At 63.7% G+C, this 26,315-nt stretch carries 25 protein-coding genes; 18 read left to right on the top strand and 7 right to left on the bottom strand.

What is annotated here, in order from left to right; all coding sequences use genetic code 11:
- Positions 1–55: 55 nt before the first annotated feature.
- Positions 56–1,057 carry an MBL fold metallo-hydrolase gene (locus V1479_RS08030; RefSeq protein ID WP_368802444.1) on the bottom strand — a complete coding sequence of 334 codons (1,002 nt, stop codon included), beginning with the start codon at positions 1,055–1,057 and terminating at the stop codon, positions 56–58.
- Between the two features lie 114 nt (positions 1,058–1,171).
- The gene (locus V1479_RS08025) at positions 1,172–2,119 is read right to left on the bottom strand and encodes a cupin (RefSeq protein ID WP_368802443.1); all 948 of its coding nucleotides are present in this window, start codon (positions 2,117–2,119) and stop codon (positions 1,172–1,174) included.
- Between the two features lie 69 nt (positions 2,120–2,188).
- Here V1479_RS08025 and V1479_RS08020 point away from each other — a divergent pair, with 69 nt between their 5' ends.
- The 10 genes from V1479_RS08020 to hpaH all read left to right on the top strand — a co-directional run bounded on the left by V1479_RS08020 (position 2,189) and on the right by hpaH (position 12,030).
- On the top strand, positions 2,189–3,013 hold the full coding sequence (locus V1479_RS08020; RefSeq protein ID WP_368802442.1) for an IclR family transcriptional regulator: 825 nt from the start codon (positions 2,189–2,191) through the stop codon (positions 3,011–3,013).
- Between the two features lie 171 nt (positions 3,014–3,184).
- Positions 3,185–4,189, top strand: coding sequence for an ABC transporter substrate-binding protein (locus tag V1479_RS08015; RefSeq protein WP_368802441.1), 1,005 nt, complete (start codon positions 3,185–3,187; stop codon positions 4,187–4,189).
- The gene (locus tag V1479_RS08010; RefSeq protein WP_368802440.1) at positions 4,186–4,980 is read left to right on the top strand and encodes an ABC transporter ATP-binding protein; all 795 of its coding nucleotides are present in this window, start codon (positions 4,186–4,188) and stop codon (positions 4,978–4,980) included. The genes V1479_RS08015 and V1479_RS08010 overlap by 4 nt, the downstream gene beginning before the upstream one ends.
- Entirely contained in the window at positions 4,980–5,765 is a 786-nt protein-coding gene (locus V1479_RS08005) for an ABC transporter permease (RefSeq protein ID WP_368802439.1), read from the top strand. The genes V1479_RS08010 and V1479_RS08005 overlap by 1 nt, the downstream gene beginning before the upstream one ends.
- A 146-nt stretch (positions 5,766–5,911) precedes the next feature.
- Positions 5,912–6,298: a 5-carboxymethyl-2-hydroxymuconate Delta-isomerase gene (locus tag V1479_RS08000; protein ID WP_368802438.1), complete on the top strand. Its 387-nt coding sequence runs from the start codon at positions 5,912–5,914 to the stop codon at positions 6,296–6,298.
- Positions 6,299–6,309: 11 nt separating this feature from the next.
- Complete coding sequence (gene hpaE / locus V1479_RS07995) at positions 6,310–7,827, top strand: 5-carboxymethyl-2-hydroxymuconate semialdehyde dehydrogenase (protein WP_368802437.1); 1,518 nt, start codon at positions 6,310–6,312, stop codon at positions 7,825–7,827.
- Between the two features lie 61 nt (positions 7,828–7,888).
- A complete protein-coding gene (gene hpaD, locus V1479_RS07990) occupies positions 7,889–8,869 on the top strand; it encodes a 3,4-dihydroxyphenylacetate 2,3-dioxygenase (protein WP_368802436.1) in 981 nt (326 codons plus the stop codon).
- 61 nt (positions 8,870–8,930) lie between these two features.
- A complete protein-coding gene (locus V1479_RS07985; protein ID WP_368802435.1) occupies positions 8,931–10,352 on the top strand; it encodes a pyridoxal phosphate-dependent decarboxylase family protein in 1,422 nt (473 codons plus the stop codon).
- Between the two features lie 41 nt (positions 10,353–10,393).
- The gene (locus V1479_RS07980; RefSeq protein ID WP_438620512.1) at positions 10,394–11,221 is read left to right on the top strand and encodes a fumarylacetoacetate hydrolase family protein; all 828 of its coding nucleotides are present in this window, start codon (positions 10,394–10,396) and stop codon (positions 11,219–11,221) included.
- Positions 11,222–11,226: 5 nt separating this feature from the next.
- Positions 11,227–12,030: a 2-oxo-hept-4-ene-1,7-dioate hydratase gene (hpaH, locus tag V1479_RS07975; RefSeq protein ID WP_368802433.1), complete on the top strand. Its 804-nt coding sequence runs from the start codon at positions 11,227–11,229 to the stop codon at positions 12,028–12,030.
- Between the two features lie 22 nt (positions 12,031–12,052).
- On the opposite strand, the gene hpaR is transcribed toward hpaH, so the two are convergent.
- From hpaR to uxuA, 3 genes are all read right to left on the bottom strand, one after another.
- Positions 12,053–12,520, bottom strand: a complete 468-nt coding sequence (hpaR, locus tag V1479_RS07970) for a homoprotocatechuate degradation operon regulator HpaR (protein ID WP_368802432.1) — start codon at positions 12,518–12,520, stop codon at positions 12,053–12,055.
- 86 nt (positions 12,521–12,606) lie between these two features.
- Positions 12,607–14,100, bottom strand: a complete 1,494-nt coding sequence (locus tag V1479_RS07965) for a mannitol dehydrogenase family protein (RefSeq protein ID WP_368802431.1) — start codon at positions 14,098–14,100, stop codon at positions 12,607–12,609.
- Positions 14,097–15,314, bottom strand: a complete 1,218-nt coding sequence (gene uxuA, locus V1479_RS07960; protein WP_368802430.1) for a mannonate dehydratase — start codon at positions 15,312–15,314, stop codon at positions 14,097–14,099. Before uxuA ends, V1479_RS07965 begins: the two co-directional genes overlap by 4 nt.
- Positions 15,315–15,459: 145 nt before the next feature.
- On the opposite strand from uxuA, the gene V1479_RS07955 reads away from it, so the two are divergent.
- The 5 genes from V1479_RS07955 (at position 15,460) to V1479_RS07935 (ending at position 20,100) form a co-directional block, all read left to right on the top strand.
- On the top strand, positions 15,460–16,152 hold the full coding sequence (locus tag V1479_RS07955; RefSeq protein ID WP_368802429.1) for a GntR family transcriptional regulator: 693 nt from the start codon (positions 15,460–15,462) through the stop codon (positions 16,150–16,152).
- Between the two features lie 41 nt (positions 16,153–16,193).
- Entirely contained in the window at positions 16,194–17,174 is a 981-nt protein-coding gene (locus V1479_RS07950; protein ID WP_368802428.1) for a TRAP transporter substrate-binding protein, read from the top strand.
- Between the two features lie 61 nt (positions 17,175–17,235).
- The gene (locus tag V1479_RS07945; protein ID WP_368802427.1) at positions 17,236–17,742 is read left to right on the top strand and encodes a TRAP transporter small permease; all 507 of its coding nucleotides are present in this window, start codon (positions 17,236–17,238) and stop codon (positions 17,740–17,742) included.
- Complete coding sequence (locus V1479_RS07940) at positions 17,743–19,023, top strand: TRAP transporter large permease (RefSeq protein WP_368802426.1); 1,281 nt, start codon at positions 17,743–17,745, stop codon at positions 19,021–19,023.
- Between the two features lie 18 nt (positions 19,024–19,041).
- Complete coding sequence (locus tag V1479_RS07935; protein ID WP_368802425.1) at positions 19,042–20,100, top strand: L-idonate 5-dehydrogenase; 1,059 nt, start codon at positions 19,042–19,044, stop codon at positions 20,098–20,100.
- Between the two features lie 52 nt (positions 20,101–20,152).
- On the opposite strand, the gene V1479_RS07930 is transcribed toward V1479_RS07935, so the two are convergent.
- Both V1479_RS07930 and V1479_RS07925 read right to left on the bottom strand, forming a co-directional pair.
- Complete coding sequence (locus tag V1479_RS07930) at positions 20,153–21,709, bottom strand: hydantoinase/oxoprolinase N-terminal domain-containing protein (RefSeq protein ID WP_173186585.1); 1,557 nt, start codon at positions 21,707–21,709, stop codon at positions 20,153–20,155.
- The gene (locus tag V1479_RS07925) at positions 21,706–22,785 is read right to left on the bottom strand and encodes an S-methyl thiohydantoin desulfurase family protein (RefSeq protein ID WP_368802424.1); all 1,080 of its coding nucleotides are present in this window, start codon (positions 22,783–22,785) and stop codon (positions 21,706–21,708) included. Before V1479_RS07925 ends, V1479_RS07930 begins: the two co-directional genes overlap by 4 nt.
- A 128-nt stretch (positions 22,786–22,913) precedes the next feature.
- On the opposite strand from V1479_RS07925, the gene V1479_RS07920 reads away from it, so the two are divergent.
- The 3 genes from V1479_RS07920 (at position 22,914) to V1479_RS07910 (ending at position 26,301) form a co-directional block, all read left to right on the top strand.
- Positions 22,914–23,852: an AroM family protein gene (locus V1479_RS07920; RefSeq protein ID WP_368802423.1), complete on the top strand. Its 939-nt coding sequence runs from the start codon at positions 22,914–22,916 to the stop codon at positions 23,850–23,852.
- 144 nt (positions 23,853–23,996) lie between these two features.
- Positions 23,997–24,674, top strand: coding sequence for an AroM family protein (locus tag V1479_RS07915; RefSeq protein WP_368802422.1), 678 nt, complete (start codon positions 23,997–23,999; stop codon positions 24,672–24,674).
- A 37-nt stretch (positions 24,675–24,711) separates the two neighbouring features.
- Complete coding sequence (locus V1479_RS07910; RefSeq protein WP_368802421.1) at positions 24,712–26,301, top strand: ABC transporter substrate-binding protein; 1,590 nt, start codon at positions 24,712–24,714, stop codon at positions 26,299–26,301.
- The last annotated feature ends 14 nt before the right edge of the window (positions 26,302–26,315 follow it).

Genomic DNA, 26,315 nt, shown 5'->3' with positions numbered 1-26,315 from the left:
CGGGTCCATTCCTGGTAAGAAGAAAGGCGACGGTAACCCGCCGCCCCTCTCCGTTTCATACTTCCATCAGATCTTCACCGACGATGACCCTGCCGGAAAAATGCCTGCTGACGCCGACAGTCCAACCCTCCGGCGTTTCTTCCGGGTCGAAACCCGGCACGAAATGATTGAGGACGAGCGTCTTGACCTTCGCGGCCTCAGCGATGCGGCCGACATCCTCGAGTGGCGTGTGAATAGCGATTACCGCCTGGAGAACACGCTCGATCTCTTCCGGCGAGCGTCCCTGTGAGGCGAATTTCTCACGGAACAATGCGGCCGTGCGCTCGGCATTGATCACCTCGTGCACCAGCACGTCGGCGTCTTTCGCCAGTTCCGTCAGTTCCTCGCTGGCGGCAGTGTCACCGCTGAAGACCACGACACGATCCGCCGTTTCGAAGCGATAGCTGTAGGAAACATGGTGCACGCCGTCCTTGTGCCCCTGGTTCGGATAGTGGGTGTTCTCGACACAGGTCACGCGAACATTGTCGTCCTCGTACACCGGCCCGGAGGCCGATATGTCATGGCCACGGAATAGCTCGCGCGGCGGCTTCTTGCCACCGCTGAAGGCAAGTCGCACGGCTGCATTCGGTTCGAAATACTCGACGAACGCCTCGACCATGGCCTCCGTGCCGGGCGGCCCGTAAGCTTCGGAAGGTGAAGCGCGGCCATTCGACCAGGCGAGCCCCATCAGCGTTCCCATATCGGCATTGTGGTCGTCATGGTGATGGGTGATGAAGATGCGACCGACGCGGTGCGCCGCTATTCCGGCCAACATCAACTGTCGCGCAACGCCGTTCCCCGCATCGACAATGTAGGGCTCGTCATTGACCAGCAGGACATTGGCAGGCTGGTTGCGTCCCGGCAGGGGCGTCGGGCCTCCGCCCGTCCCCAGCAGGATCAACCGGGTCGATTTAGCCTGAGCCGGGGGCGACTTTGCTTCAGCCGAGATAGTCGGGAAAGCCGAAGCGGCCGCGCCGGCGACCATCAGCTTCAGGCCGGTTCTGCGTGTAATCTGCACTTTTCCTCTCCTCCTCATTGTCGTTGTGGGCTGCGGCAAGAGGCGGGCATGCGCAGCCCGGTCTGTCGCCCCGGCTCGGGCCGGGGCGCAGGTTGAGTTCGCAGACAGTATTTCTCAGGCGGCTTCGTAGACGATGCTGTCCTCTTCCGCCGAACCGATGACCGACCAGATGGTCGCGTGGGCGGCGGAGTTGTTGCGGAACCAGTGCTTGCGGCCGGCCGGGGTCTTGACCAGGTCACGCGGCCCGAGCTCGAGCTCGACCTTCTCGCCATTCTCTTCCCAGCCCACCGTCAGCGAGCCTTCGAGAACGAGGTAAGCGTCTTCCACGTCGCGCACGATCGGCTTGATGCCGACCTGCGACGGGATGCCGAGCATCTCCTTGCGGCAGGTGTCGTCCTCGATGCCGCCCTTGCCGACATAGACCTTGCGGGTAAAGCCCGCCTTCTCCCATACGGTCGGCAGTTCGCTGTGGCGCACCACATATTTCGCCATCAGCTTCTGCAGCGGGTGGCTGCCATTGCGGTCGAAGGGCAGCGTCTTGCCGGGCGCTGCGCCGAAGCTGCGGGCGAGTTCCGCCGGATGCTCCTTCGGATGGTAGTGATAGACGGGCGGCAGCGGCTTGCCGACGTCGACCGAGATCGACATCAGCACCGGCGTTACGCCATCGTTGCGGAAGCCGTGACCGATCTCACGGGCGTTGAGGATCATGTCCCTGGCGCCGAGCTTGACCTCGACGACCTCGCCGTCCTTCTCCCAGCCGACGACCAGCACGCCGTCGATGATGAGGAAGCTCTCCTCGATCTCGTGGCTGTGACAGGCGGCGTATTTCCCCGGCTCCTTGTAGATCAGGCTGACGGTGAAATGGTCCGGCTTGAGCGTCGTCGTGTCGCCGACCTTGGGCGAGCCGCCGGCACCGATATAGCGCATCTGCGCGCGGGCCAGATCGTCGAAGCCTGCATTGGAAGGAAATGCGTTCCAGTCGAACGACTTGTCGGTGAAGCGGCCGACATGGGCCGCGAGTTCCTGTGCCAGCGCGGATGTGGGCGTGGTGTGCATAGTCATGGGGCTGTCCTTTCTCCTCAACTGCAACAAGGCTATCGGGACGGCGTTTTACCTGCTAGACGACGTTTTATGGACAAAACACAAATCGATCCCCCTCGCACACAGTCCGACGACAAATATCTCGTGCCCGGCCTGATCCGCGGCCTTGAAGTGCTGCAGGCTTTCACGCCCGAGACGCGCGAGATGACGCTTTCGGATATCGCCCGCCGCCTGGGCACCACCCGCTCGGCTGCCTTTCGCGCCGTCTACACGCTCGCCCACCACGGCTACCTGCTGCACGACCAGCAAACCGCCCGCTACACGCTCGGCCCGGCGGTGCTGCGGCTCGGCTATGGCTATCTCGCAACGCGCGAACTGGTGGAGATCGCGCTACCGGAGCTCGAGAAGCTGCGTGATGCGACCGACTGGTCGGCGCATCTGGGCGTTCGCGACGGGCGCTTCGTGCTCTACATGCTGCGGGTGCCCAGCCACCTTGGCCTGGCCAGCATCGTCCATGTCGGCAGCCGGCTTCCAGCCGCGGGTACCACCATGGGCCGCGTCCTTCTCACCGACTTGAACGAGGACGGCCTGCTGCGGCTCTATCGCGACGAGACCTATCAGAACGCGCCCGGCCAGACCCCGCGCAGCCTGACCGAACTGGTCGCGCAATGGCGGCGCGACCGGAAGGCGGACGCGGTCGTCCAGATCGGCAGTTTTGAAACCGGGATCGCCAGCGTGGCAGCGCCGGTGCGCGACATAAGTGGCAACATCGTCGCCGCGATAAACGTCACGCGGGCGGCTTCCGGCAACGTCGTCGACGACATCGAAGCCGGGGTCAAAACGGAAGTCCTCCGTACGGCCGCCGCCATTACCCGGTTGCTTGGCGGCCTCCCCGAAAGTACCGCAACCGAGTGAGGCCGCGCCTCTCACCCGGCGAAACACGCACGTATTGCGATCGGTAACACGCGGATTTCATTGCGCAAGTCCTGGCTGCGCAATGCCCAGTCAAGGTCTGGACTTGCAACAGTTCTAATTTTGCGCCTAGTATTGAACAATAGGTTCACATTTGAACATGGAGCGAAACTGATGGAATTGACGCGGCGAAGCCTGATGCTGGGTGCAATGGGGAGCGCTGCATTGCTGTCGCTTCCGGTCGGAGCGCGGGCGCAGAACGCGTTCAGTTTCATCACCCCCTTCACCTTCTCCCTGGCCTTTGCGCCGGTGCTGTATGCCGACGCCGCCGGCTACTACAGCGATGAGGGGCTGGAGATGAACCTGCAGGCCGGCAAGGGCGCGGCGCTGGCAGCGCAGATGACGATCGCCGGACAGATGGATTCGGGCCGCACCGGCGGCACCAACTACATCGTCTCCCGCGTCAACAACGACGCGCCGCTGATCTCGATCGCCACCATTGCGCAGATGTCGCCTTTCTTCGTACTGTCCTCCACTGAGAACCCGGTGAACACGATCGCCGACCTGGAAGGCCGCACCGTGGGCATGGCGACGCTCGGCGGCTCGATGGAAGGTACGCTCGACCTGATGATGACCAATGCCGGCGCATCGCCGGAGAAGGTCAACAAGGTGAAGGTGGCCGATTCAGCCGCCTCCTTCGCGCTGATCGAAGCCGGGCGCGCCGGCGCATTCCTCGGCAACACGTCGTCCATGGTGATTGCAAGCTCGGCACGCGACGACGTCGCGGCGATGCCGATCGATGACGGCATGCCCGGGCAGGTCTATGTGGCGCGTCCCGACCAGGTAGCGGAGAACCCCGAAAAGTTCGTCGCGTTCCTGCGCGCAACCCACCGCGCGGCGAAGGAGATCGTCGGTACGGAAGACCTGACGCCGATCCTTACGACGATCGGCGGCAAGCACGATGTCTCCGGCCTCAAGAACATGGAAACAGCCCAGAAGGACCTGCGCGCCAACGCACAGAACTGGGCCTCGAAAGGCGAGGAAAACCTGCTGCGCAACATTCCCGAGATGTGGGACCGCGCCGTGGGGCTGCTTGCCGGCGCGAAGCTGATCGACAAGACGGTGCCGGCGACCGAACTCTACACCAACGACCTGCTCGATCAGGCTCTCAAGGCATGAAGATGGAGACGGAGGCCGACATCCGTCTCGCGGGTGTCGGCAAGACCTTCGGCAGTGGCGCGAACGCCGTCCGCGCCATAGGAGATGCCACGCTGGACATGCAGCGCGGCGATTTCATCTCGCTTCTGGGCCCGTCGGGTTGCGGCAAGACCACGCTTTTGCGCATCATTGCCGGCCTTGAGAGGCCGACCGAGGGCGAAATCCTGGTACGTGGCCGCGCCGTCTGGGAAGACGGGAGGCGGTCGAGCGAGGCGACCAGACCGGTTTCCATGATGTTCCAGGAAGCGCGGCTGTTCCCGTGGTTCACCGTCGCGGAGAATGTGGCGCTGCCGTTGCGCCTGCAGGGCGTGGCGAAGGCTGAGCGGGAAGCGCGCGCGCATGCGCTGTGCGAGACCGTCGGCCTCAAGGGCTTCGAGGCGATGCGCCCGTCGGCCCTGTCCGGTGGCATGCGCCAGCGTGCATCGCTTGCCCGCGCACTTATCACCAAGCCGCAGGTGCTGCTTCTCGACGAGCCGTTCGGCGCGCTCGACGCGATGACGCGCGACACGCTCAACATGGAGCTGATGTCTGTCTGCGCCGAAGCGCGGGTGACGACCATCCTCGTCACGCACTCGATCACCGAGGCCGCGTTCCTTTCGGATCGCGTGGTGGTGCTCGCCGCGCGGCCCGCGCGCATCACCGAGGTCATCGAGATGCCGTTCGAACGTCCGCGCACGCTCGACCTGCAGCGCACCACCGCGTTTCAGGACATGCTTGTGCGACTGCGTTCCAGCCTGACGGGAGGCCATTGATGCGCACAGATCGTCTCATCCGCGTCGCACTGCCGACCGGCACCGTCATCGCCTTTCTGCTGATCTGGACGCTCTATGTGCGCACGGCTGACGTGTCGGCGTTCATCCTGCCGACGCCGTGGCAGATCATCATGGCCTTTGTCGACCTCGTGAGCGACGCATCCGTGTGGCGCCACGCGCTCGTCACCGTGATCGAGGCCGTTTCCGGCTTCCTCATCGCCGTGTTTCTGGGCGTCACGCTGGGCATGGCCATGGCGCGCGTCCAGATGCTGGAATGGGCCTTCAAGCCGTTCATCGTCTGCCTTCAGCTCATCCCCAAGATCGCGCTGGCGCCACTGTTCATCCTGTGGTTCGGCTTCGGGCTGGAATCGAAGATCGTAATCGCCGCCGCGCTCGCCTTCTTCCCGGTCTTCTCAAACGCCCTGGTAGCCTTCCGTTCGGTGGAGCCGGGCGACCGTGACGTGTTCACCATGCTGCAGGCGACCCCGATCCAGCGCTTCACCATGCTCGACCTGCCGACGGCGCTGCCTGTCGTGCTGGCAGGTGTGGAGGTCGCGGTGGTGATGTCGATGATCGGCGCGATCGTGGGTGAGTTCATCGGTGGCAATGAGGGGCTTGGCTATCTCGCCGTCGCCATGCTGCAGGAACTCCAGGTGCCCGGCCTTTTCGCCGTGATCGTGCTGCTTACGCTCATCGGCCTTACGCTCTACACGCTGATCTCACAGCTCCGCGCCTGGCTTACCCCCTGGCACAGCTCCGTTGCCGGCAGGGAGACTACAGCGTAGGCCTGTTTGCCCTGCGACGACAGCCGGCCACCGGCACACCCTGACAAGATCATTGCGACCACCGGCACTCTCGTGCCGGTGGTCGCTTTGCTTGACAAGACTGCCATTATTTAACATGTTAATGAGAATGCACATGGGGAGGAACGATGCCGCATCTGACCATCGAATATTCGGCCAATCTGGACGGGCGTGTCGATCTCGACGCGCTCTGCGCGGCCCTGCTGGAGACCGTGCTGGAGACCGGCCTGTTCGAGGTTGGGGCCGTGCGCGTCAGGGCGCTGCGCGCCGATCATTATGCGATCGCCGACCGCCTGCCGGAAAACGCTTTCGTCGACCTTAGTTTCCGGATCGGCAAAGGCCGCAGCGCTGACGAGAAGAAGCGCGCCGGAGAGGCTATTTTCGCTACCGCCAGCAGTCTGCTGGCTCCGCTCCTCAAGACGCCGCATTTCGCACTGTCGCTCGAAATCCGCGAGATCGACGCCGAACTGAGCTGGAAGAAGAACGCCATTCATCCGCGCCTGCGCGGCAAGTGACAGGAAACCGCATGTCGAAGCTCGAGGAAAATATCGCGAAGGCAGATGCCTATCTTGCCCGCTTCAGGGAACACGGCGTTATGAATCGCATAGCCGGCGAAGATCTGCCAGCCGCCGATGGAGTGACATTCGAGACCATCTCTCCCGTCGATCTGAAGCCGCTTGCCACCGTTGCAAGGGGCACGGCGGCTGACATCGACCGCGCCGCGAAGGCCGCCAGGGCTGCCTTTGCCGAATGGGCGGCGATGCCAGGAGGGACGCGCAAGAAGCTGCTGCACAGAATAGCCGACGCAATCGTTGCGCGCGCGGAAGAGATTGCCTTCGTCGAATGCATGGACGCCGGGCAATCCCTGCGTTTCATGGCCAAGGCGGCGCTGCGCGGGGCGGAGAACTTCCGCTTCTTCGCCGACCGTGCGCCGGAGGCCCGCGACGGCAAGACGCTGCGCACGGAAGGTCAGGTCAACATGACGACGCGCGTGCCGATCGGCCCCGTCGGGATCATCACGCCGTGGAACACGCCCTTCATGCTGTCGACGTGGAAGATCGCGCCGGCGCTCGCGGCAGGCTGCACCATCGTCCACAAGCCGGCCGAGCTTTCGCCGCTGACCGCGCGCCTTCTGGTCGAGATCGCGGAAGAGGCCGGCCTGCCCAAAGGTGTGTGGAACCTCGTCAACGGGTTCGGCGAAGACGCCGGCAAGGCTCTCACCGAACATCCGCTGATCAAGGCCATCGGCTTCGTCGGCGAGAGCCGCACCGGCTCGCTGATCATGAAGCAGGGGGCCGACACGCTGAAGCGCGTGCATTTCGAGCTCGGCGGCAAAAACCCCGTCATCGTCTTTGCCGATGCCGATCTGGAGCGCGCCGCGGATGCCGCCGTCTTCATGATCTATTCGCTCAACGGCGAGCGCTGCACCTCTTCCTCACGCCTGCTGGTCGAGGAAAGCATCCATGATCGCTTCACCGCACTCGTCGCCGAGAAGGCGAAGCGCATCAAGGTCGGCCACCCGCTCGACCCGGACACGGTGGTCGGCCCGCTGATCCATCCGGTGCATGAGAAGAAGGTGCTGGACTATATCGAGATTGGCCGGAAAGAGGGCGCCACGATCGCTGCCGGGGGCGGCAAATTCGATGGCCCCGGCGGCGGATGCTACGTCTCGCCGACCTTGTTCACCGGTGTGAGCAACACAATGCGCATCGCGCAGGAGGAAATCTTCGGGCCGGTCCTGACCGCTATCCCCTTTGCGAACGAGGCCGAAGCGCTGGAGCTTGCCAACGACGTGCAATACGGCCTCACTGGTTATCTCTGGACCTGCGATGTCACGCGCGCCTTCCGCTTCACCGATCGCCTCGACGCGGGCATGATCTGGGTGAACTCGGAGAATGTGCGACACCTGCCGACGCCCTTCGGCGGGGTGAAGAATTCCGGCATCGGCCGCGACGGCGGCGACTGGTCGTTCGACTTCTACATGGAGACGAAGAACGTCGCCTTCGCCACCGGCGCTCACGCCATCCCGAAACTCGGCGGCTGACCGCGCAAGCACAGGATAGAAACCGCCCTCGCCTGTCGGGGCGGATCGGAGGAGGAACCCGATGCCCGTACCGCAGCCGAACCTCTACCCGCCGTTCAACATCGTGCGGCTCAGCCATGTCGAATTCGGCGTCACCGACCTTGCGAAATCGCGCACATTCTATGTCGACACACTCGGCCTGCAGGTCACCGACGAGACGGCGGACACGATCTATCTGCGCGCCATGGAGGAGCGTGGCCACCACTGCATCATGCTGAAGAAATCCGGCAAGGCGGAAGCCCGCGACCTCGGCTTCAAGGTGTTCGACGAGGACCACCTCGACAGGGCCGAACAGTTCTTCAGGGAAAAGGACCTGCCGGTGGAATGGGTCGAGCGCCCCTATCAGGGCCGCACATTCCGCACGCGCGACCCGCATGGTGTGCCGCTGGAATTCTATGCGAAGATGGATCGGCTACCACCGATCCACCAGAAATACGCGCTCTATCGCGGCGTGAAGCCGCTGCGCATCGATCACTTCAACTGCTTTTCGCCCAACGTCGACGAAAGCGTCGCCTTCTACAACGAGATCGGCTTCCGGGTGACGGAGTACACCGAGGACGAGGAGACCGGCCGGCTGTGGGCAGCCTGGACGCACCGCAAGGGCGGCGTCCACGACATCGCCTTCACCAACGGCCGCGGCCCGCGCCTGCACCACACCGCCTTCTGGGTGCCGACACCGCTCAACATCATCGACCTGCTCGACCTGATGGCGACGACCGGCTGGGTTTCCAACATCGAGCGCGGCCCCGGCCGACACGGCATTTCCAACGCCTTCTTCCTCTACATCCTCGACCCGGATGGCCACCGCATCGAGATTTACTGCTCGGACTACCAGACAGTTGACCCGGATCTCGAACCGATCAAATGGGACCTCAAGGACCCGCAGCGGCAGACCTTATGGGGCGCGCCGGCGCCGAAATCCTGGTTCGAGCATGGCAGCCTTTTTGCCGGCACGGATGTGGTGGATGCGCAATTGAAGGCACAGCCTATCATCGCGCCCTGAGGGGCATTGCATCGCCGCGGGCAACCGCAGACAACAGCCTGACACCGACAGGGAGCAGGATATGGACAGCGAAGAATTCCGCGACTGGTCGCGACGGGTTGCCGACTGGGGCGCGGACTATCGCGCGGGTCTACGCGAGCGGCCAGTGCGCGCGCAGACGAAGCCGGGCGACATCGCCCGCCAGATAGCCGACGCAGCTCCGGAGACCGGCGACACCATGGAGGCGATTTTCGCCGATTTCGAGCGCATCATCCCGGACGGGCTGACCCATTGGCAGCATCCGCGTTTCTTCGCCTATTTCCCGGCCAACGCGGCGCCGGTGTCGGTGATCGCCGACTATCTCGTTACGTCGATCGCCGCCCAGTGCATGCTGTGGCAGACCTCGCCGGCAGCAACCGAACTCGAAACCCGCGTCGTCGACTGGCTGCGCCAGGCACTCGGACTGCCGAAAGATTTCTCCGGCGTGATACAGGATTCCGCATCCACCGCCACGCTCACCGCAGTGCTGGTGATGCGCGAAAAGGCGCTCGGCTGGAAAGGCAACAGCCAGGGTCTTGCGGCGCACAAGGCGGTGCGCGTCTATGCCTCCGAGCAGGTTCACACCTCCATCGACCGCGCCATCTGGATTGCCGGCGTCGGCGAGGCGAACCTCGTACGCATTCCGACCAAGGGACCGCTCAACGGGATGGACCCGGACGTGCTGGACGCCGCCATTCGGGCAGACCTTGCCGTCGGTCATATCCCGGCAGGCGTGATCGCCTGTACCGGCGGCACCTCGATCGGCGCCTGCGACCCGATTCGCGCTGTCGCAGCAGTCGTCAGGTCACATGGGCTCTACCTGCATGTCGATGCGGCCTGGGCAGGCTCGGCGATGATCTGCCCGGAATTCCGCACGCTCTGGGACGGCATCGAGGCGGCCGATTCCATCGTCTTCAACCCGCACAAATGGCTCGGCGCGAATTTCGACTGCTCGGTGCAGTTCATCCGCAGCCCCGAGGATCAGGTGCGCACGCTCGCCATCCACCCGGAATTCCTCAAGACGCACGGCCATGACGGCATCATCAACTATTCCGAATGGTCGATCCCTCTCGGCCGCCGCTTCCGCGCGCTCAAGCTCTGGTTCCTGCTGCGCTATCACGGGCTGGAAGGCCTGCGCGGCGTGATCCGCAACCACGTGAAATGGTCGGAGGCACTGGCCGCGCGGCTTGCTGCCGAGCCTGATTTCGAGATCGTCACCCAGCCGGTGCTTTCGCTGTTCTCATTTCGCCACGAGGCGGGCGATGATGCCGACGGCCACAATCTCGCGCTCGTCAACGCCATCAATGACGACGGCCGCATCTACCTGACACAGACACGCGTCGACGGACGGATCGCGATCCGTTTCCAGGCCGGCCAGTTCGAGATGACGCGCGACGACGCCGATGACGCCTTCAAGGTGATCGTCGAGGTTGCCCGAAATCTTTCCCTGAGGAGCCCGACGTGACCGAGCGCACTCGCCTCGCCGGCTTCTCCCATCGCGGTGTCCTGAAATACGGGCTCGTCAGAGACGACGGCATCGTCGATCTTTCCGCGCGCCATGGCGAACGCTGGCGGAGCCTTCGCGAAATGATAGAGGAAGGTGTTTTGGCGAGGCTCGCGGATGAGGCGGCGATTCTTCCCGCAGACTATGCACTCGCCGACATCGCTTACGAAATCCCGATCCCCGCACCGGAAAAGATTATCTGCGTCGGCGTGAACTTCCCGGACCGCAACGCGGAATACAGGGACGGCCAGGACGCACCGCCCAACCCGTCGCTCTTCGTCCGGTTTCCGCGTTCCTTCACCGGTCATGACCGGCCTCTGATCCGCCCGCCGGAAAGCCCCCAGCTCGACTATGAAGGCGAGATCGTCATCGTCATCGGCAAGGGCGGACGGCGCATCGCGCAGACCGACGCGCTCGGCCACATCGCCGCGCTGTCGCTGTGCAACGAAGGCACCATCCGCGACTGGGTGCGCCACGCAAAGTTCAACGTCACGCAGGGCAAGAACTTCGATGCCAGCGGCTCCATCGGCCCGTGGCTGGTACCCTATGCGGAGGAAAGCCAGCTTGCCGACATCAAGCTCGAAACCCGCGTCAACGGCGAACTCCGGCAGAGCGATCGCACTGGCCGGATGATCTTCTCCTTCGCCAAGATCATCAACTACATCTCGACCTTCACGACGCTGGTGCCGGGCGACGTCATTGTCTGCGGCACCCCGACCGGCGCAGGCGCGCGCTTCGACCCGCCCGTCTGGCTGAAGCCGGGAGACGTGGTCGAGGTTGAGGCCGAAGGCATCGGCCTTTTGCGAAACACCATCGCCGACGAGGTTTGACGACCATGATGACGCCAGACGTGATTGAAGCGGCCGCGACCAGTCTCGACGAGGCCGAGCGCACGCGGGTGCAGACCGGCCTGCTATCGCTGAAACATCCCGGCATCACCATGGACGACGCCTATGCGATCCAGAGTGCGTGGGTGAAGAAGAAGCTGGCGCACGGGCGCAAGGTGATCGGCTGGAAGATCGGCCTCACGTCCAAAGCCATGCAATATGCGCTGAACATCGACGTTCCCGATTCCGGCGTACTCTTCGACGACATGGTCTTCGAGGACGGCGCGACGGTGCCGGCCGAACGCTTCATCCAGCCGCGCGTCGAGGCGGAAATCGCCTTCGTCATGAAAGAATCGCTGAAAGGACCCGGCGTCACCACCTTCGACGTGCTGAACGCCACGGACTACGTGACGCCGGCGCTGGAAATCCTCGACACGCGCATCCTGCGCGTCGATCGCGAGACGAAGAAGGCGCGGACCATCTTCGATACGATCGCCGACAATGCCGCCAATGCCGGCATCGTCACGGGTGGCCGCGCGATGCGACCGGACCAGATCGACATGCGATGGATGGGCGCCATCGTCAGCCGCAACGCGGAGGTGGAGGAAACCGGCCTCGGCGCCGGTGTCCTCAACCAGCCGGCCCGGGGCGTCGCATGGCTTGCAAATCGGCTGGCGGAGTATGGCGATGGTATCGAGGCCGGGCAGATCGTGCTCGCCGGTTCCTTCATCCGTCCCATCGAGGCGCGCCACGGCGACACCATCATCGGCGATTTCGGCCCTTACGGTACCGTGAGCCTGTTTTTCGACTGACGGCCGGGAAACGCGCGGCAAACTAGCCGCCGCCGCCTGTCCTGCCGTCCAGCTTCAGGGCAGCCAGCTCGTCGAGGAGATCGAGCAGTTCCTCGACGCGTGCCGCGCCGAACCGCGCATCGATTTCCGCATAGACTCTCCGAGAATCCGGCATCACAGCGTCGATCAGTGCATGACCGGCAGGCGAGAGCTTGAGAAGCACGCGCCTGCCGTCGCTTTCGTCCTTGTGTTTCGTGATCAGCCCCCGCTCCTCCAGTGAGCGGATCATGCGGGTAAGGCTTGGTGCGAGGATGAAGGCCTTTTCGGCCACTTCCGTCGCGTCGAGCATGCCGGCTTCGGACAGGGTGCGGATCACCCGCCATTGCTGCTCGGTGACGTCGTGGGCAGCAAGTATCGGCCTGAAATGGCTCATGACCGCTTCGCGCGCCCGCAACAGCCCGATCGCGAGCGAGCGGCGGCGATCGGACCTTTCGGACTTTGACGACGCCATGACACCCTCGGCACAGCAGGTTGATCTTCGACAGGACCTCTATCGAACATATAACCCGCCCGCGCAATCTGGCGCCGACGGCGACCTCAGATCCGCGTTCTATCTACTTGTCGCCTCGCATGGACACGTATCGCTTCGGCCATGCCCAGCTCAAGGATGGTGGATAGCGCCTCGACCACCCGCCCACGCATGCGCGGATCGCCGGCCAGTTCCTTAGGGAATACATCCTGCAGGGCACTCAAGGCGTCGAAAATCGCGTCGGCGTCGCGCGGAACACCGTCGAGCCTTGCGGCGATAGCCGCCTGCCGGGGGTCTTGCAAGTCGTAGCTGCGGCCGTCATCCGTCACGCCGAGGCAGTAGCGCATCCATGCGGCAACGGCGAAAGCGAATGCGCAGGCATCACCGTTTGCCGCCAGGGTTTCGCCAAGCGGCGCACAGATGCGTTGGGGCAGCTTCTCGGTGCCGTCCATGGCGATCTGGTAGGTCAGGTGGCGGATGGCGCGGTTTGCAAAACGTGCAAGAAGCTCGGCGCGGTACGCATCGAGATCGATGCCCGGAACCGGCGGAAGGGTCGCCGCACTGGCCTGCATCTGCCTTTCGGCGATCGCACGCAGCGCCTCGTTGCGGACGGCTTCGCCGACTGTCTCGTGACCGGCGAGGAAACCCGCATAGGCAAGCAGCGAGTGCGTTCCGTTGAGCAGCCGCAGCTTCATCTTTTCGTAGGGCGCGACGTCTTCAACGAACAGCGCGCCGGCCGCCTCCCATTCGGGCCTGCCTGCAGCGAAATTGTCCTCGACGATCCACTGGCTGAATGGTTCGGTCTCCACCGCTGCCATGTCGCTGAACCCCGACAGCCGCTCAGCGTCTTGCAGGGTCTGCGACGTCGTAGCCGGCGTGATGCGGTCGACCATTGAAGAGGGGAAAGTGACGGTCCGTGCAATCCATTGCGCCAAAGCCGGCTCCACCCTTTCGGCGAAGTCGAGCACGATCCGCCGCACCAAACGGCCGTTCTCGGGAAGATTGTCGCAACACAGGATGGTTAGCGGCCCTGCCTCCCTTTCACGCCGTCGGCTGAGACCGGCGATCAGGAAGCCTACCAGTCCCTTGGGGGTTGTCGGATTGTTCAGGTCGTGGGTGATTACATCGTGCGTAACGTCGACACCACCCGTTGCTCGGTCGATGCCGTAGGCTTTTTCCGTCACCGTTAGCGTCACGATCCGCGTTTCAGGCGATGCAACGGCCTGGATCACCGCGTCCGGTTCGGCCGGCGCGACGACAACCTTCGCGATGCTGCCAATCAGGCGCGCGCTGTCACCCGCCTCGTCGCGGACCATGAGGAGATAGCGTCCATCCTGCGGATTAAGGGCGGACGCCACGTCGGCACTGCGCAGGCTGACTCCGGTTATCCGCCAGTCGCCGCCGGCGAGGCCCATCGCCGTATCGGTGTAGACGGCTTGATGCGCCTTGTGGAAAGCACCGACCCCGATATGCACGATGCCCGCGCCGCAACTTTCCGGATCATAGGCAGGCATCGCGACGCCCGCGAGCGGCATTGACGTTGCGCTAAGGCGCGTCGTCATTGCCCGAGCCCGGCCACCGGGTGCGACAGCGCGACCATCATGCCGCGCAGTTCGGCGAGCCCCTTCAAACGGCCGATGGTCGGGTAGCCCGGCTGGCCCCTGCGGCCAAGGTCGTCGACGATGTCCTGGCCATGGTCGGGCCGCATCGGGATCTGGTGGTCCGTTCGGCCTTCCGCCTTGCGACGAGCCTCTTCCCTCAACACCTCGGCGATCAGCGCCACCATATCGGTGTGGCCGCCGAGATGTTCCGCCTCGTGGAAGGAAGCCGGCGTTCCCGGCGTCTCACGCGTGACATTGCGCAGATGCAGGAAGTGCACGCGCGGCGCGAACTCGCGCATGATCGCGGGCATGTCGTTGTCCGGCCGCGCGCCCAGCGAGCCCGAGCACAAGGTCATGCCGCTGGCCGGCGAATTAACCGCATCGAGCACACGGCGGTAGTCGTCGGCCGTGGACATGATGCGCGGCAGGCCGAGCAGCGGGAACGGCGGATCGTCCGGGTGGCAGCACAGCCGCATGCCCAGCCTCTCGGCGACCGGCGTCACTTCCTCAAGGAAGGCGACGAAATGAGCGCGCAGTCGCTCGGCATCGATGGCGGCGTATTCGTCCAGATGCTGCAACACTTCCGCAGTCGACATGCTTTCGGTGGAGCCGGGCAGGCCCGCGGTCACATTGGCGGCGAGCTCGACCTTGCGCGCTTCGCTCATGCCGGCGAAACGCTGGGCAGCCGCTTCGACAACTTTGGCATCGAAGCCTTCCGCAGCACCCTTGCGCTTGAGAATATGGATGTCGAATGCAGCGAAGTCGATGAGATCGAAGCGCATGCAGGTCCCGCCATGCGCGACACGGAAAGCAAGATCGGTGCGCGTCCAGTCCAACACGGGCATGAAGTTGTAACAGATGGTCTCTAGGCCTTGTGCGGCGAGGTTTTCGAGGCTCGTCTTGTAGTTGTCGATATGCTCGCGCCAAGAGCCTTTCTGTTTCTTGATGTCTTCCGAAACGGGGAGGCTTTCGACCACCTCCCAAGCGAGGCCGGACGACGACCCGTCCTTCATGCGGCTTATCTCTGCCTGACGCCTGGCGATCTCGTCCTTCGTCCACACCGCGCCGGTTGGAACGTGATGCAGAGCGCTGACAACGCCCTCGACACCCGCCTGCCGCATATCGTCGACCGAGGTGAGGTCACGCGGGCCGAACCAACGCCAAGTCTGTCTCATCTGTGCATCTCACTCCCAGGGCGGTCGCTTTGTAACAGCAGCGAGGCCAGCCATGTGTCCATAGTCAGGACCCGATTCATACACAAGTGTTGACTAGTATGGAAGTATGGTGGATAGTTTTGCCCATGGGAGGAGCAACCTGACTATGGACACCGTCGTCATTGCGAGCGCCATAAACTCTTCGGCAGCAATTGCGCCGCAGATCTACCGGCTGCTGCGCGATCGCATCGTCCGCACCGAACTCCTTCCCGGCGAGGTGATTTCGGAAACCGAGATCGCCCGCAGCTACGACGTTTCACGCCAGCCGGTGCGCGAGGCCTTCATCAAGCTTGCTGAAGCCGGGCTCGTGCAGATCAGGCCGCAGCGTGGCACGATGATCACCCGCATTTCGACCGACGCCGTCATGGATGCCCGCTTCGTGCGCGAGGCGATCGAGGCCGATGTGGTCAAGCTCGTCGTCGAGCGGTGCGATACGACGATCAGGACGGAACTGCTCGGGCAGATCGACCGCCAGAAGCGCGTCGCGGACGACGATTCAGACGGCTTCGTCAAGCTGGACGAACTCTTCCACCGCACGCTCGCCGAGATGGCCGGCAAGTCATACGCCTGGAGGGTCATCGAAGAGGTCAAGGCGCAGATGGACCGTGTGCGCTACCTCAGCGTCGAGAAGCTGCATGTGCGGCTGCTGATCAGCCAGCACGAGGAAATCGTCGCCGGCATCGTCGAAAATGACGCTCCGCGCGCGGAAGCCGCGATGCGCGCTCATCTGCGTGAAATCCTGAAATCCCTGCCCGAGGTCGCCAAGGCAAGGCCGGACCTTTTCGGCGCAGCGCGATGAAACTGAAAACCGAGAAAATCAATCCACAGGGAGGATACCTCATGACGTCTCGTTCCATCATCAAGTCGTTCGCCGCGGGCCTGGCGCTTGCAGCACTGACGGCCACCGGCGCCCTTGCCCAGGAGCTCACGCTCAAGCTCGGCCACCTCGCCAACGAGCAGAACTCCTGGCACAAGGCATCGGTGAAGTTCGGCGAGGAGCTTTCCGCGCTCACCGACGGCCGCATCGCCGTCGAGGTGTTTCCGAACGACTCGCTCGGCCGCGAAATGGACCTCATCAACGGCATGCAGCTTGGCACCGTCGAGATGACGATCACCGGCGAGAGCCTGCAGAACTGGGCGCCGATGGCCGCGCTTCTTGCCGTCCCCTATGCCTACACCTCTCTCGAGCAGATGGACGGGGTCGCGAGCGGTGAGATCGGCGACCAGATCGAAGCCCAGATCATCGAGCGCGCACAGGTGCGCCCGATCGCCTATTTCGCACGCGGGCCGCGCAATCTCACCTCGAACCGGCCGATCGCATCGCCCTCGGAGCTGAACGGTTTCCGTATGCGCGTTCCAAATGTGCCGCTCTTCGTCGACACCTGGTCGGCGCTCGGCGCATCTCCAACCCCGATGGCCTTCTCGGAGGTGTTCACCTCGCTGCAGAACGGCACGATCGAAGGCCAGGAAAACCCGCTGGCGCTCATCCAGTCCGCTTCGTTCAACGAAGTGCAAAGCCATGTGAACCTCACCGAGCACGTCCGCTCGTGGATCTACCTCACGATCTCCGAGCAGATATGGGGCCAGTTGTCGGAGGAAGATCGCGAGCACGTGCTGGAAGCGGGACGGCGCGCGCAGGAATTCGAGCGTGAGCAGTTCCTCAGCGACGAAAAGGCGATCCGCGACGATCTGGAGAGCAAGGGCATGACCTTCGTCGAGGTCGATACAGCGGCTTTCGCAACCGCCGCGCGCGATGCCGTGATCAACAGCGTCGACGAGAGCATCCGGCCGATCGTCGAAGACCTGTTCAGCCAGCAGTAGTCACTTAAACGGAGCGCGGCCACCAACGGTCGCGCTCCCCTTCCAATGAGGTGGGCGCATCATGACGGCCGTCACCCGCATAGCCGACATCCTGGACATGCTCTGCCGCATCGCGATCGGCGCCGTCTTCGCCGTGCTGATCGCCGCGGTCGCGATCCAGGTCTATGCCCGCACCTTCACGGCCAGTTCGCCGATCTGGACCGAAGAGCTGGCGCGCTTCATGTTGCTTTATATGGCGGCCATCGGAGCAGGCCTTTCGCTTCGCAGCGGCGACCTAGTCAATGTCGACATTATCCAGGATGCGATGTCCGAACGCCTCGCATGGTGGATGCGGCTCGTGTCGACCATCCTTACCGCCGGGCTCGCGGCTCTGATGATCGCGCCGGCCTGGCGCTTCACAAGCATCGGCGCCATGCAGACCTCACCCAGTCTGCGCTGGTCCATGGACATGATTCACGCCAGCGTTCTGGTTCTTGCGATCACCCTGCTGGTGTTTTCGCTTCTCCGCGCCATCGGAATGCTGACGGGCACCGACGATGGCCGGGCGCAGTTTGCCGAGGAGGAATAGGTGGAACTTTTCTGGCTCTTCGGCACATTTCTCATCACGCTCGCGCTTGGCGTCCCGGTGGCGATCTGCCTCGGACTGGCGTCACTTGCCTATATCGTCGCCTCGGGCATGCCGCTGGTGATCATCCCGCAACGCATGTTCGCGGGCATCGATGTCTTCGTGCTCCTGTGCATCCCCGGCTTCATCCTCGCCGGCAACCTGATGAACGGCGGCGGCATCACCGAGCGCATCATCCGTTTCGCCAACGCGCTTGTCGGATGGATGCGCGGCGGGCTCGGCATGACCAATGTCGCCGGCTCGATGCTCTTCGGCGGCATTTCGGGCACGGCTGTAGCCGACGCCGCCTCGCTCGGCAGCGTGCTGATACCGGGCATGAAGAAGTCCGGCTATCCGGCAGACTTCTCGGCGGCCATCACCGCGGCGTCTTCCACGGTCGGGCCGATGATCCCGCCCAGCGTGCCGATGATCATCGTCGGCGCGCTGTCGGGCATCTCGGTCGGCCAGATGTTTCTGGCAGGCGCCATACCCGGCATCCTGATGGGCGTGGGCATGATGGTCGTGTGCTACATCATCTCCGTACGCCGAGACTTTCCCCGCCAGGAATGGAAAGGCGTGCGCGAACTCGTCGCGTCGTTCTTCAGCGCATTCTGGGCGATCGCCATGACGGCGCTCATCGTCGGGGGGCTGATGTCAGGCGTCGCCACGCCGACCGAAACCGCCATAGTCGCTGCCATCTACGCCTTCGTCGTCGGCGCCTTCGTCTACCGCGAACTGCCGATCGCCAGAGTGCCGAAGATCGTCATCGACAGCGCCGTCTCGTCAGCGGGCATTCTCGCGCTGGTCGGCTTCGCCAACGTCTTCGGATCGATACTCTCAGCCGAACGCATCCCGCAGATGATCGTCAGTGCGGTTCTGTCCATCACCGACAACAAGTTTCTGGTAATCCTGCTGATCAACCTGCTTCTCCTGTTCGTCGGCATGTTCATGGAGACGATCGCAGCGCTCATCATTCTGTTCGTGCCGCTGCTTACGCTGGCGCAGGCCGTGGGCATCGACCCGCTGCATTTCGCCACCTTCGCCGTGCTCAACCTGATGCTGGGGCTGACCACGCCGCCGGTCGGCGTCTGCCTGTTCGTCTGTGCCAACATCGCCCGGCTACCGTTGCTGCCGGTGGTGAAGGCGATCATGCCTTTCCTGCTTTCAAACATCATCGTGCTGCTGCTGGTGTCCTACATCCCGGCAATCTCGACCTGGCTGCCAACCACGCTGATGGCGCGATAACCTGTACGGAGTCGTTCCATGAAAACCCGCGTCTGCCGCCTGCATGGGAAGGGCGATATAAGGATCGAGGAGATCGATGTCGCGGAGCCGGGCGCAGGCGAAGTGCTGGTTGCCATGGGCGCCGGCGGCATCTGCGGGTCCGACCTTCACTACTATCAGGATGGCGGTTTCGGCCCGATCCGCGTTCGCGAGCCGATCATCCTCGGCCACGAGGTTGCGGGCACCGTTCGCGCTGTCGGAACCCACGTCGAAGGGCTCGCGCCGGGCGACTGGGTCGCGGTCAACCCCAGCCGCCCGTGCAACCAGTGCCGCTATTGTCTCGCAGGTCTCCAGCAGCACTGCATGACGATGCGCTTCTTCGGTTCGGCCTTGCGGTTCCCACACGAACAAGGCGGCTTTCGCGACCTCATGGTCGTCGACGCCTACCAGTGCGTGAAGCTCGAAAACAACGACGTTTCGCTTGCCGAGGCCGCCTGTGCGGAGCCACTGGCGGTCTGCCTGCATGCGCTCAACCGCGCCGGCGCGTCGGCCGGGAACCTCGCCGGCAAGACGGCGCTCGTCAGTGGTGCTGGTCCGATCGGTGCGCTGGTAATCGCTGCCCTGCGCCATGCAGGCGCGAGCCACATCGTGGCGACCGACCTGCAGGACGCTGCATTGGATGTCGCACGACGCATGGGCGCGGACGAGATCATTAACGTCGGATCCAACTCGGAGCGGCTGGATCGCTACACAGAGGGAAAAGGCACTTTCGACCTGGCCTTCGAATGCTCGGCTGCGGCGCCAGCGGTACGCACCGCTATCGCGGCTATCCGGCCGCAGGGCACTCTGGTCGAAGTGGGCGTGGCCGGAGATGTCGCCGTGCCGCTGAACCTGATCGTCGGCAAGGAGATCTCATTCGTCGGCACGCACCGGTTTGTCGGCGAATACGCCCAGGCGGTGAAGCTGATCGATCAGCGGCGCATCGATGTCAGGCCGATCATCACCGGCGCGGTCGATCTCGCGGAAGCGCCGGCCGCCTTCGAGGTCGCCGGCGACCGCAGCCGCGCCATCAAGATGCAGCTCACTTTCGCCAGCTAACCGATCATCATGCACAGACGGACGATGGGCTTGCCCACCGCCGTCTGCGCCGTCAAGCGACCTCGCGCTTCTCGTTGAAGGCGATGTCGCCCACGACGCGTACCCTCACGCGGCGTGCATCGCCGGGCAGATAGGCGATCGGAATGTCTTCCGTGTCGAGCAAGGAGATCGTGCCCGGCTGGGCTCCGGCCTCGATCGCGCGCTGCCGGGCAAGTTTCTCGGCCTCCGCGATGGCAGCGTCGCGGCTCATCTCGGAAAAGACCTGATCGACCTCGCCCGATACCTGCGCCATGGCAGCGCCGAGCGCATTGGCGACGCCGGCGTGCTCGACGCGCAGGACCTCGCTGACGCCGTTCAGCTTTTCGGGGATCAGGAACGAGCCCCCGCCCACAGCGATGAGCTCGACGCCATCCGCGGAGGTTTTCATACGGTCGACGCTGTCCTCGACCATCTGCTCGATACGCTTGAGCAAGGTCGAAACGAGCGTCTGGTCGAGGTGGCTGACCCGATCGCGATCGCCGATCTCGACGAGCCCCGCGGCAACCGCGATGTCGGTCGTGGTCAGCGTCGATCCGCCGAAGACAAGCGCCTCGCTGGTGATGCGATAGCCGACGCTGCGCGGACCGATCGTACCCTTCTCCGCGTCGATGATCGTGCCCCCGCCGAGCGCCATAGGCAACAGGTCTGGCATGCGGAATAGCGTGCGCACGCCGCCGACCTCGACCACATTATTGGCCTCGCGCGGGAAGCCGCCGACGAGGCAACCGATGTCGCTGGTCGTGCCGCCGACATCGATGACCATCGCCTCCTTGAGACCGGTCAGGAATGCAGCGCCGCGCATCGAATTGGTCGGGCCTGACGCAAAGCTGTAAACCGGGTTGGCAGCCGCCACTTCGGCGAGCACCACCGTGCCGTCGTTCTGCGTCAGATAGAACGGCGCATGGACACCCGATTCCTTCAGCGCCTTGGCGAACGCGTCGACTGTGCGCTGGCCAAGCCCCTGCAATGCGGCGTTGAGCAGTGTCACGTTCTCGCGTTCGAGCAGGCCGATGCGGCCAAGCGTATGCGACAGGGTGATCCGCGCGTCGGGCATCACTGAGCGTACGATCTCAGCGGCCTCGACCTCACATTCCGTGGTCAGCGGCGAAAACAGCGCAGTGATACCGACTGACTGGATGCCAGCATCGCGGATGCGCATCGCGGCATCCCGCACGGCGTCACGATCCAGCGGCACGAGCGGCCGCCCGTCATATTCATGCCCGCCTTCCACCATGAAGCTCAGCGGATCGACTGCCTCGCGCAGGTCGTCCGGCCAGTCGACCATCGGCGGAAGGGAGGCGCCGGCCGGCATCGCGATGCGGATCGCACCGACGCGTTCGAGGCGCGCCCGCTCCACCACCGCATTCGTGAAATGCGTGGTGCCGATCATCACCGCATCGACCTGCGAGGCGCTGGCCGGCTGGCTGGCAGTGACATGGCGGATCGCATCGACCACGCCTTTCATCACATCCGCCGTGGTGGGAAACTTGATTGAACTGAGAACGGTTTCGCCGTCGATCAGGACAGCGTCGGTGTTCGTCCCGCCGACGTCGATGCCAATACGCTTCATGATGCAAATACCGATTTGAAGTCCAGGTCGTAGCCGAATGCCCGGGGGCCGACATGTTCGAGACCCTTGGGGGTCTGAAGCACGGCGGGAGCCGGAAGAGCGACGGCGGTGACGCGCTGCCCGTAGCGGACGGTCTCGGTCCCGATCGCTTCGCCCGACACCGTATCGAGCAGGCAGATCAGGTCCGGCGTCATCGCCATCGGTGTGCCATCGCGGAAGGCGACGGCCCACTCGTTCTGGAAGGAGAGCTCCAGCAAAGACCCGCGATCCGAATCGAGCCCTTCGATCTTTGCAACGCCGCGCAGGAAGCCGCCGGTCGTGGTGCGGTCGACATCCGTGACCTTGCCCCTGAAAAGCTCGACGCCGCCCTCGTGCTTCAGCACCGCGGCAACGGGGTCGGTGTGGCGCGCGCGCGCCGAGAGCACCGCCCGGCCCAGGCTCGTTGCCTTGGTGACGGTGTGCAGCACACCCCAGTCCTTCACCTCGCGGCCCGTACGTGGCGCCTTGCAGGTTGCCGAGGTGGAACCGACTTCGGTGCAGACCTTGCGCGAAATCCGCTCCATCCACTTCCAGCTTGCCGCCTTGGCGACGATCGCCTCGTTGTCGCGGCAATCGACCAGTGTCAGCGGATACATCTGCAGATCGCCGATCGCGAAGGAGGTCATCTGTGCTTCCGGATAGGCGCGGCCCATCGCGTCGGCGTCAACGACCGGGATGTCGAGCATCGCACCGGCAAGGAAGGGCGACAGCGCGTTGCCGCCGCCGATCTCGACGCTCATAACCGCGCGGAACGGCCTGCCCGTATATTCTTCCATGAGTTTCATGGCGCGCGCGAGATGCGCCGGGTCCACCAGCCTCTCCTGACCGACGAGTGGCGCGCCCATCTTGGAAACGACAGCCACCGCATCGTCGTCATCGAGTTCCAGCGGGTCGATGAGCCTGCATTTGCGGCCGTCGCGATAAAGTTTCTTGAGATTGAGCTGCGCCAGGTAAGGACTGCCGCCGCCACCCGTTCCCAGTATCCAGGCGCCCACTGCCAGCGGATCGATCTCGTCCACCTCGAAGTCACGGATCATATTCACCTCCGAAAGATGCGCTAGAAGCTAGCTTCGGAGACCGGCCGACAATATAAGGAACTGCCCCTATATCGCGCTTGCCCAACGAATAGGCACGCCGATGGGCATCGACAGGAGTATCTCGCCACGTGACCACGACGGACAACAGCACCGCCCCGGCCCCGCCGAAGAAGGTGATGTTCGTCAGCGTCGGGCAGTCGCCGCGCTCCGACCTGATCGGCGACATACTCGCCAATCTCGACATGCCGATCGAGGCCCTGGAACTGGGAGCGCTGGACGGGCTGTCGGCACGAGAGATCGACAACCTCCGGGTCAGGCCGGGCGAGACCAGCATCGTGACCCGGCTGGCCGACAACAGCGAAATCGTTGTTTCCAAAGCGCGGATCGGCGAGCGCATGGCGCAACTTGTCGCCGCGTTTCGACCGAATGAATTCGACCTGGTCGTTATCCTTTCGACCGGTCTTTTCCGCGACTTCGACAGCACCTGCCTGACCGTCAACGCGCAGCGCGCGCTGGAATCGGCGGTTTTTTCGCTGGCCGCGCAAGGCTCGTCGGTCGGCCTGATCCAGCCATTGGAACGGCAGATCAACGAACTCGACATCCCGGCGCTCCAGCCCTACCGGATCACAGCCAGCCATGCGCTCGACAACGACAAGCAGTCGCTTGCGCGCGCGCTGTTCGACCTCGCCGACTGCGAGATCATTGTGCTCAACTCTGTGAGCTTTTCCGAAGCCGACCGCGAGATGGCAGCCAAGGTGACTGGCAAGCCGGTCGTGCTCGCCCGCAGGATCATTGCCAGCGCCGTGCGCCTGCTTCTCTACCAGTCGCAGCCGATTACCCTGCCGGGCATGTCGAGCGAGTTCACCGACCGCGTGAACCGGCTCACCGCGCGCGAGCGGCAGGTCATGTCGCTGGTCGCCGAAGGGCTTTCGAACAAGGCGATCGCGCGACAGCTTGGCATCAGCCCGAAGACCGTCGAGATACACCGCTCGAACGTGATGTCGAAAATGGAAGTCGCTTCCTCGGCTGCCCTCATCCGTATGGTGATTCAGGCCGGGCATCCCTGATTTGCCGCCGTGGAAGGCACGCGATTGCACGGCGGAGCGGCAGCGCCAATCCGCGTTTCCCTCCTCACCTAGGGGGAGTTCCCTATAGTCGCGCGGACTTTTTGACGGCTAGCTTGGTTCCATCAGCAGGAGGAACCGAGCCACATGTCCGGCATTGCGCGCATCGCATTCGTTACGATCGGCCAGACCCCGCGTTCCGACATCGTGCCGGAGATGATGGCCGAGATCACGGCCGGGCTCGACGCCAAACCTGCTTTCCAAGAATTCGGAGTCCTGGACCACCTTGAAGGCGACGCGCTGGATACGTTTCGCGCACACGATGGCGAGTTGTCGTTCGCGACCCGCATGCGCGACGGCACGGAGATCATTACCTCCAAGGAACGGACCGAAGCGCGCCTGAACGAAATCCTGGCCGAGATCGATGCCGGCGGATTTGATCTTGTGGTGCTTCTGTGCACCGGTACCCGCATCGACCCGCTGAAGAACACGCTTGTGGTCGAAGCCCAGAGGATCGTGGACTCCACCGTCGAGGCGCTTGCCGCTTCCTGCCGCAAGCTGGGCGTCATCGTCCCGCTCGAAAGGCAGGTCGCGGAATTTGCGCGCCGGCACGTCTTCGCAGGAGAGCCGACCGTGGTGTCGGCGTCACCCTATTCGGGAAACGGCGTATCGGACGGCGCGAAGGGCGTGGCCGACTGCGACCTCGTGGTCATGCATTGCATGGGTTACACGGCCGCAATGCTGGATGAGGTCCGTACCCAGACGAATGCACCTGTTCTGCTCTCCCGGCGCGTCGTGGCAGGCGTCGTTCGCCAGATGATTTGAGGCTTGGGTTGAACACCTGAAAAAAGGGGAACTATCGATGAAGAAAAACCTTGTTCTGGCCGCGATGGCAGCAGCGCTGCTGAGCGGCACCCTGATGACATCGCCGGCATCCGCCTTCGAGCGCACCGACAATGGCGAAATCGTCGTCTTTGCCGGTCGCCAGGCGATCCCTGTTCTCGATCCCCATGTGCGCTACGACTGGTCGACGCGCATGATCCAGCAGGCCGTCTATGACGCGCTGGTCAAATACGAAGGCGACCCAGCCGAGATCAAGCCGTGGCTCGCCGAGAGCTGGGAGACGAGCGAAGACGGCAAGACCTGGACCTTCAAGCTGGTCGAGAACGCCAAGTTCCACAACGGCGATCCCGTCAACGCCGAGGCCGTTCGCTATTCCTTCGAACGCGGCCTCAAGCTCAACAAGGGCGTGGCCTGGATGCTGAAGGACTTCCTCGCACCCGAAGGCATCACCGTCGTTGACGACTACACCGTCCAGTTCGAACTCAAGGCGCCCTACGCGCCGTTCCTGTCCTTCATGCCCTGGTGGTTCATCGTCAATCCCGAGCAGCTCAAGGCCAACGAGGTCGACGGCGACTATGGCGAGAAGTGGCTGACGGAAAACGCGGCTGGGTCCGGTCCCTTCAAGCTCGGCCGCTGGGAGCCGAACGTCCTCTATGAAATCGAGGCCGTCGCGGACTACTGGAAAGGCTGGCCACAAGGCGAGAATCGTCCGGCGGGCTTCATCTACCGCATCATCCGCGAACCATCCGCACAGCGCGCGTCGCTGCAGCGCGGCGAGGTCGACATTGTAGAGGGCCTGACCTCTGACGACTATGTCCAGATCGCCAACACGCCCGGGATCGAGATCCAGAACCACAAGGGCATGACCACCTTCGGCATCAAGTTCAACACCCAGCAGGGCCCCACCGCCGACATCAACCTGCGCAAGGCGATTGCCTACGCGCTCGACTACGACGCTCTCATCCAGATCTACAACGGCGCGGCGTCCTTGCAGACGAGCCCCCTGCCCGATGCCATGCGCGGTCATATCGACGTCCCCGATATTCCGCGACAGGACATGGCCAAGGCGAAGGAATATCTGGCGAAATCCCAATACCCGGATGGAGGCATCACGCTGCCTTACGTCCATGTCGCCGGTCTGGAAGAGGCGCGTCGTATCGGCCTGGTGCTTCTCGAAAACCTCAAGGAACTGAACATCAACGTCGAGATCACGCCAGAGCAGTGGCCCAACATGGTCGCCAACGGCTCGCGGGTTGAAACCTCGCCGGCAATGACCTCGGTCTACGTCACGCCGATCTCGACCGACCCGGATGCGGTGGCGTACCAGTATCACAAGAATAGCTGGGGCCAGTATTACGCGATGGCGTTCTACGACAATCCGGAGGTTGCCGGTATGATCGACAAGGCTCGCGCCAGCACAGACTGGGACGAGCGCGCCGATCTCTACGCAAAGATCCAGACGCAGATCGTCGCCGACCAGCCGGAGGTGTTCGGCATGCTCCAGAACCGCCGCTGGGCACACCGCGACTATCTGGAGGGCTTCAAGTTCAGCCCCGTACGGTTTACCGGCGAGGTCGACCTCTATCCCCTGTGGATCGACGCGGAATAATACCGCTACGCGGG

It is taken from the genome of Neoaquamicrobium sediminum (assembly GCF_040970315.1).
Classification (GTDB): Bacteria; Pseudomonadota; Alphaproteobacteria; order Rhizobiales; family Rhizobiaceae; genus Aerobium; species Aerobium sediminum.
Note: the sequence above shows the minus strand (reverse complement) of the source record. Positions and strands in the feature narration are given on the sequence as shown.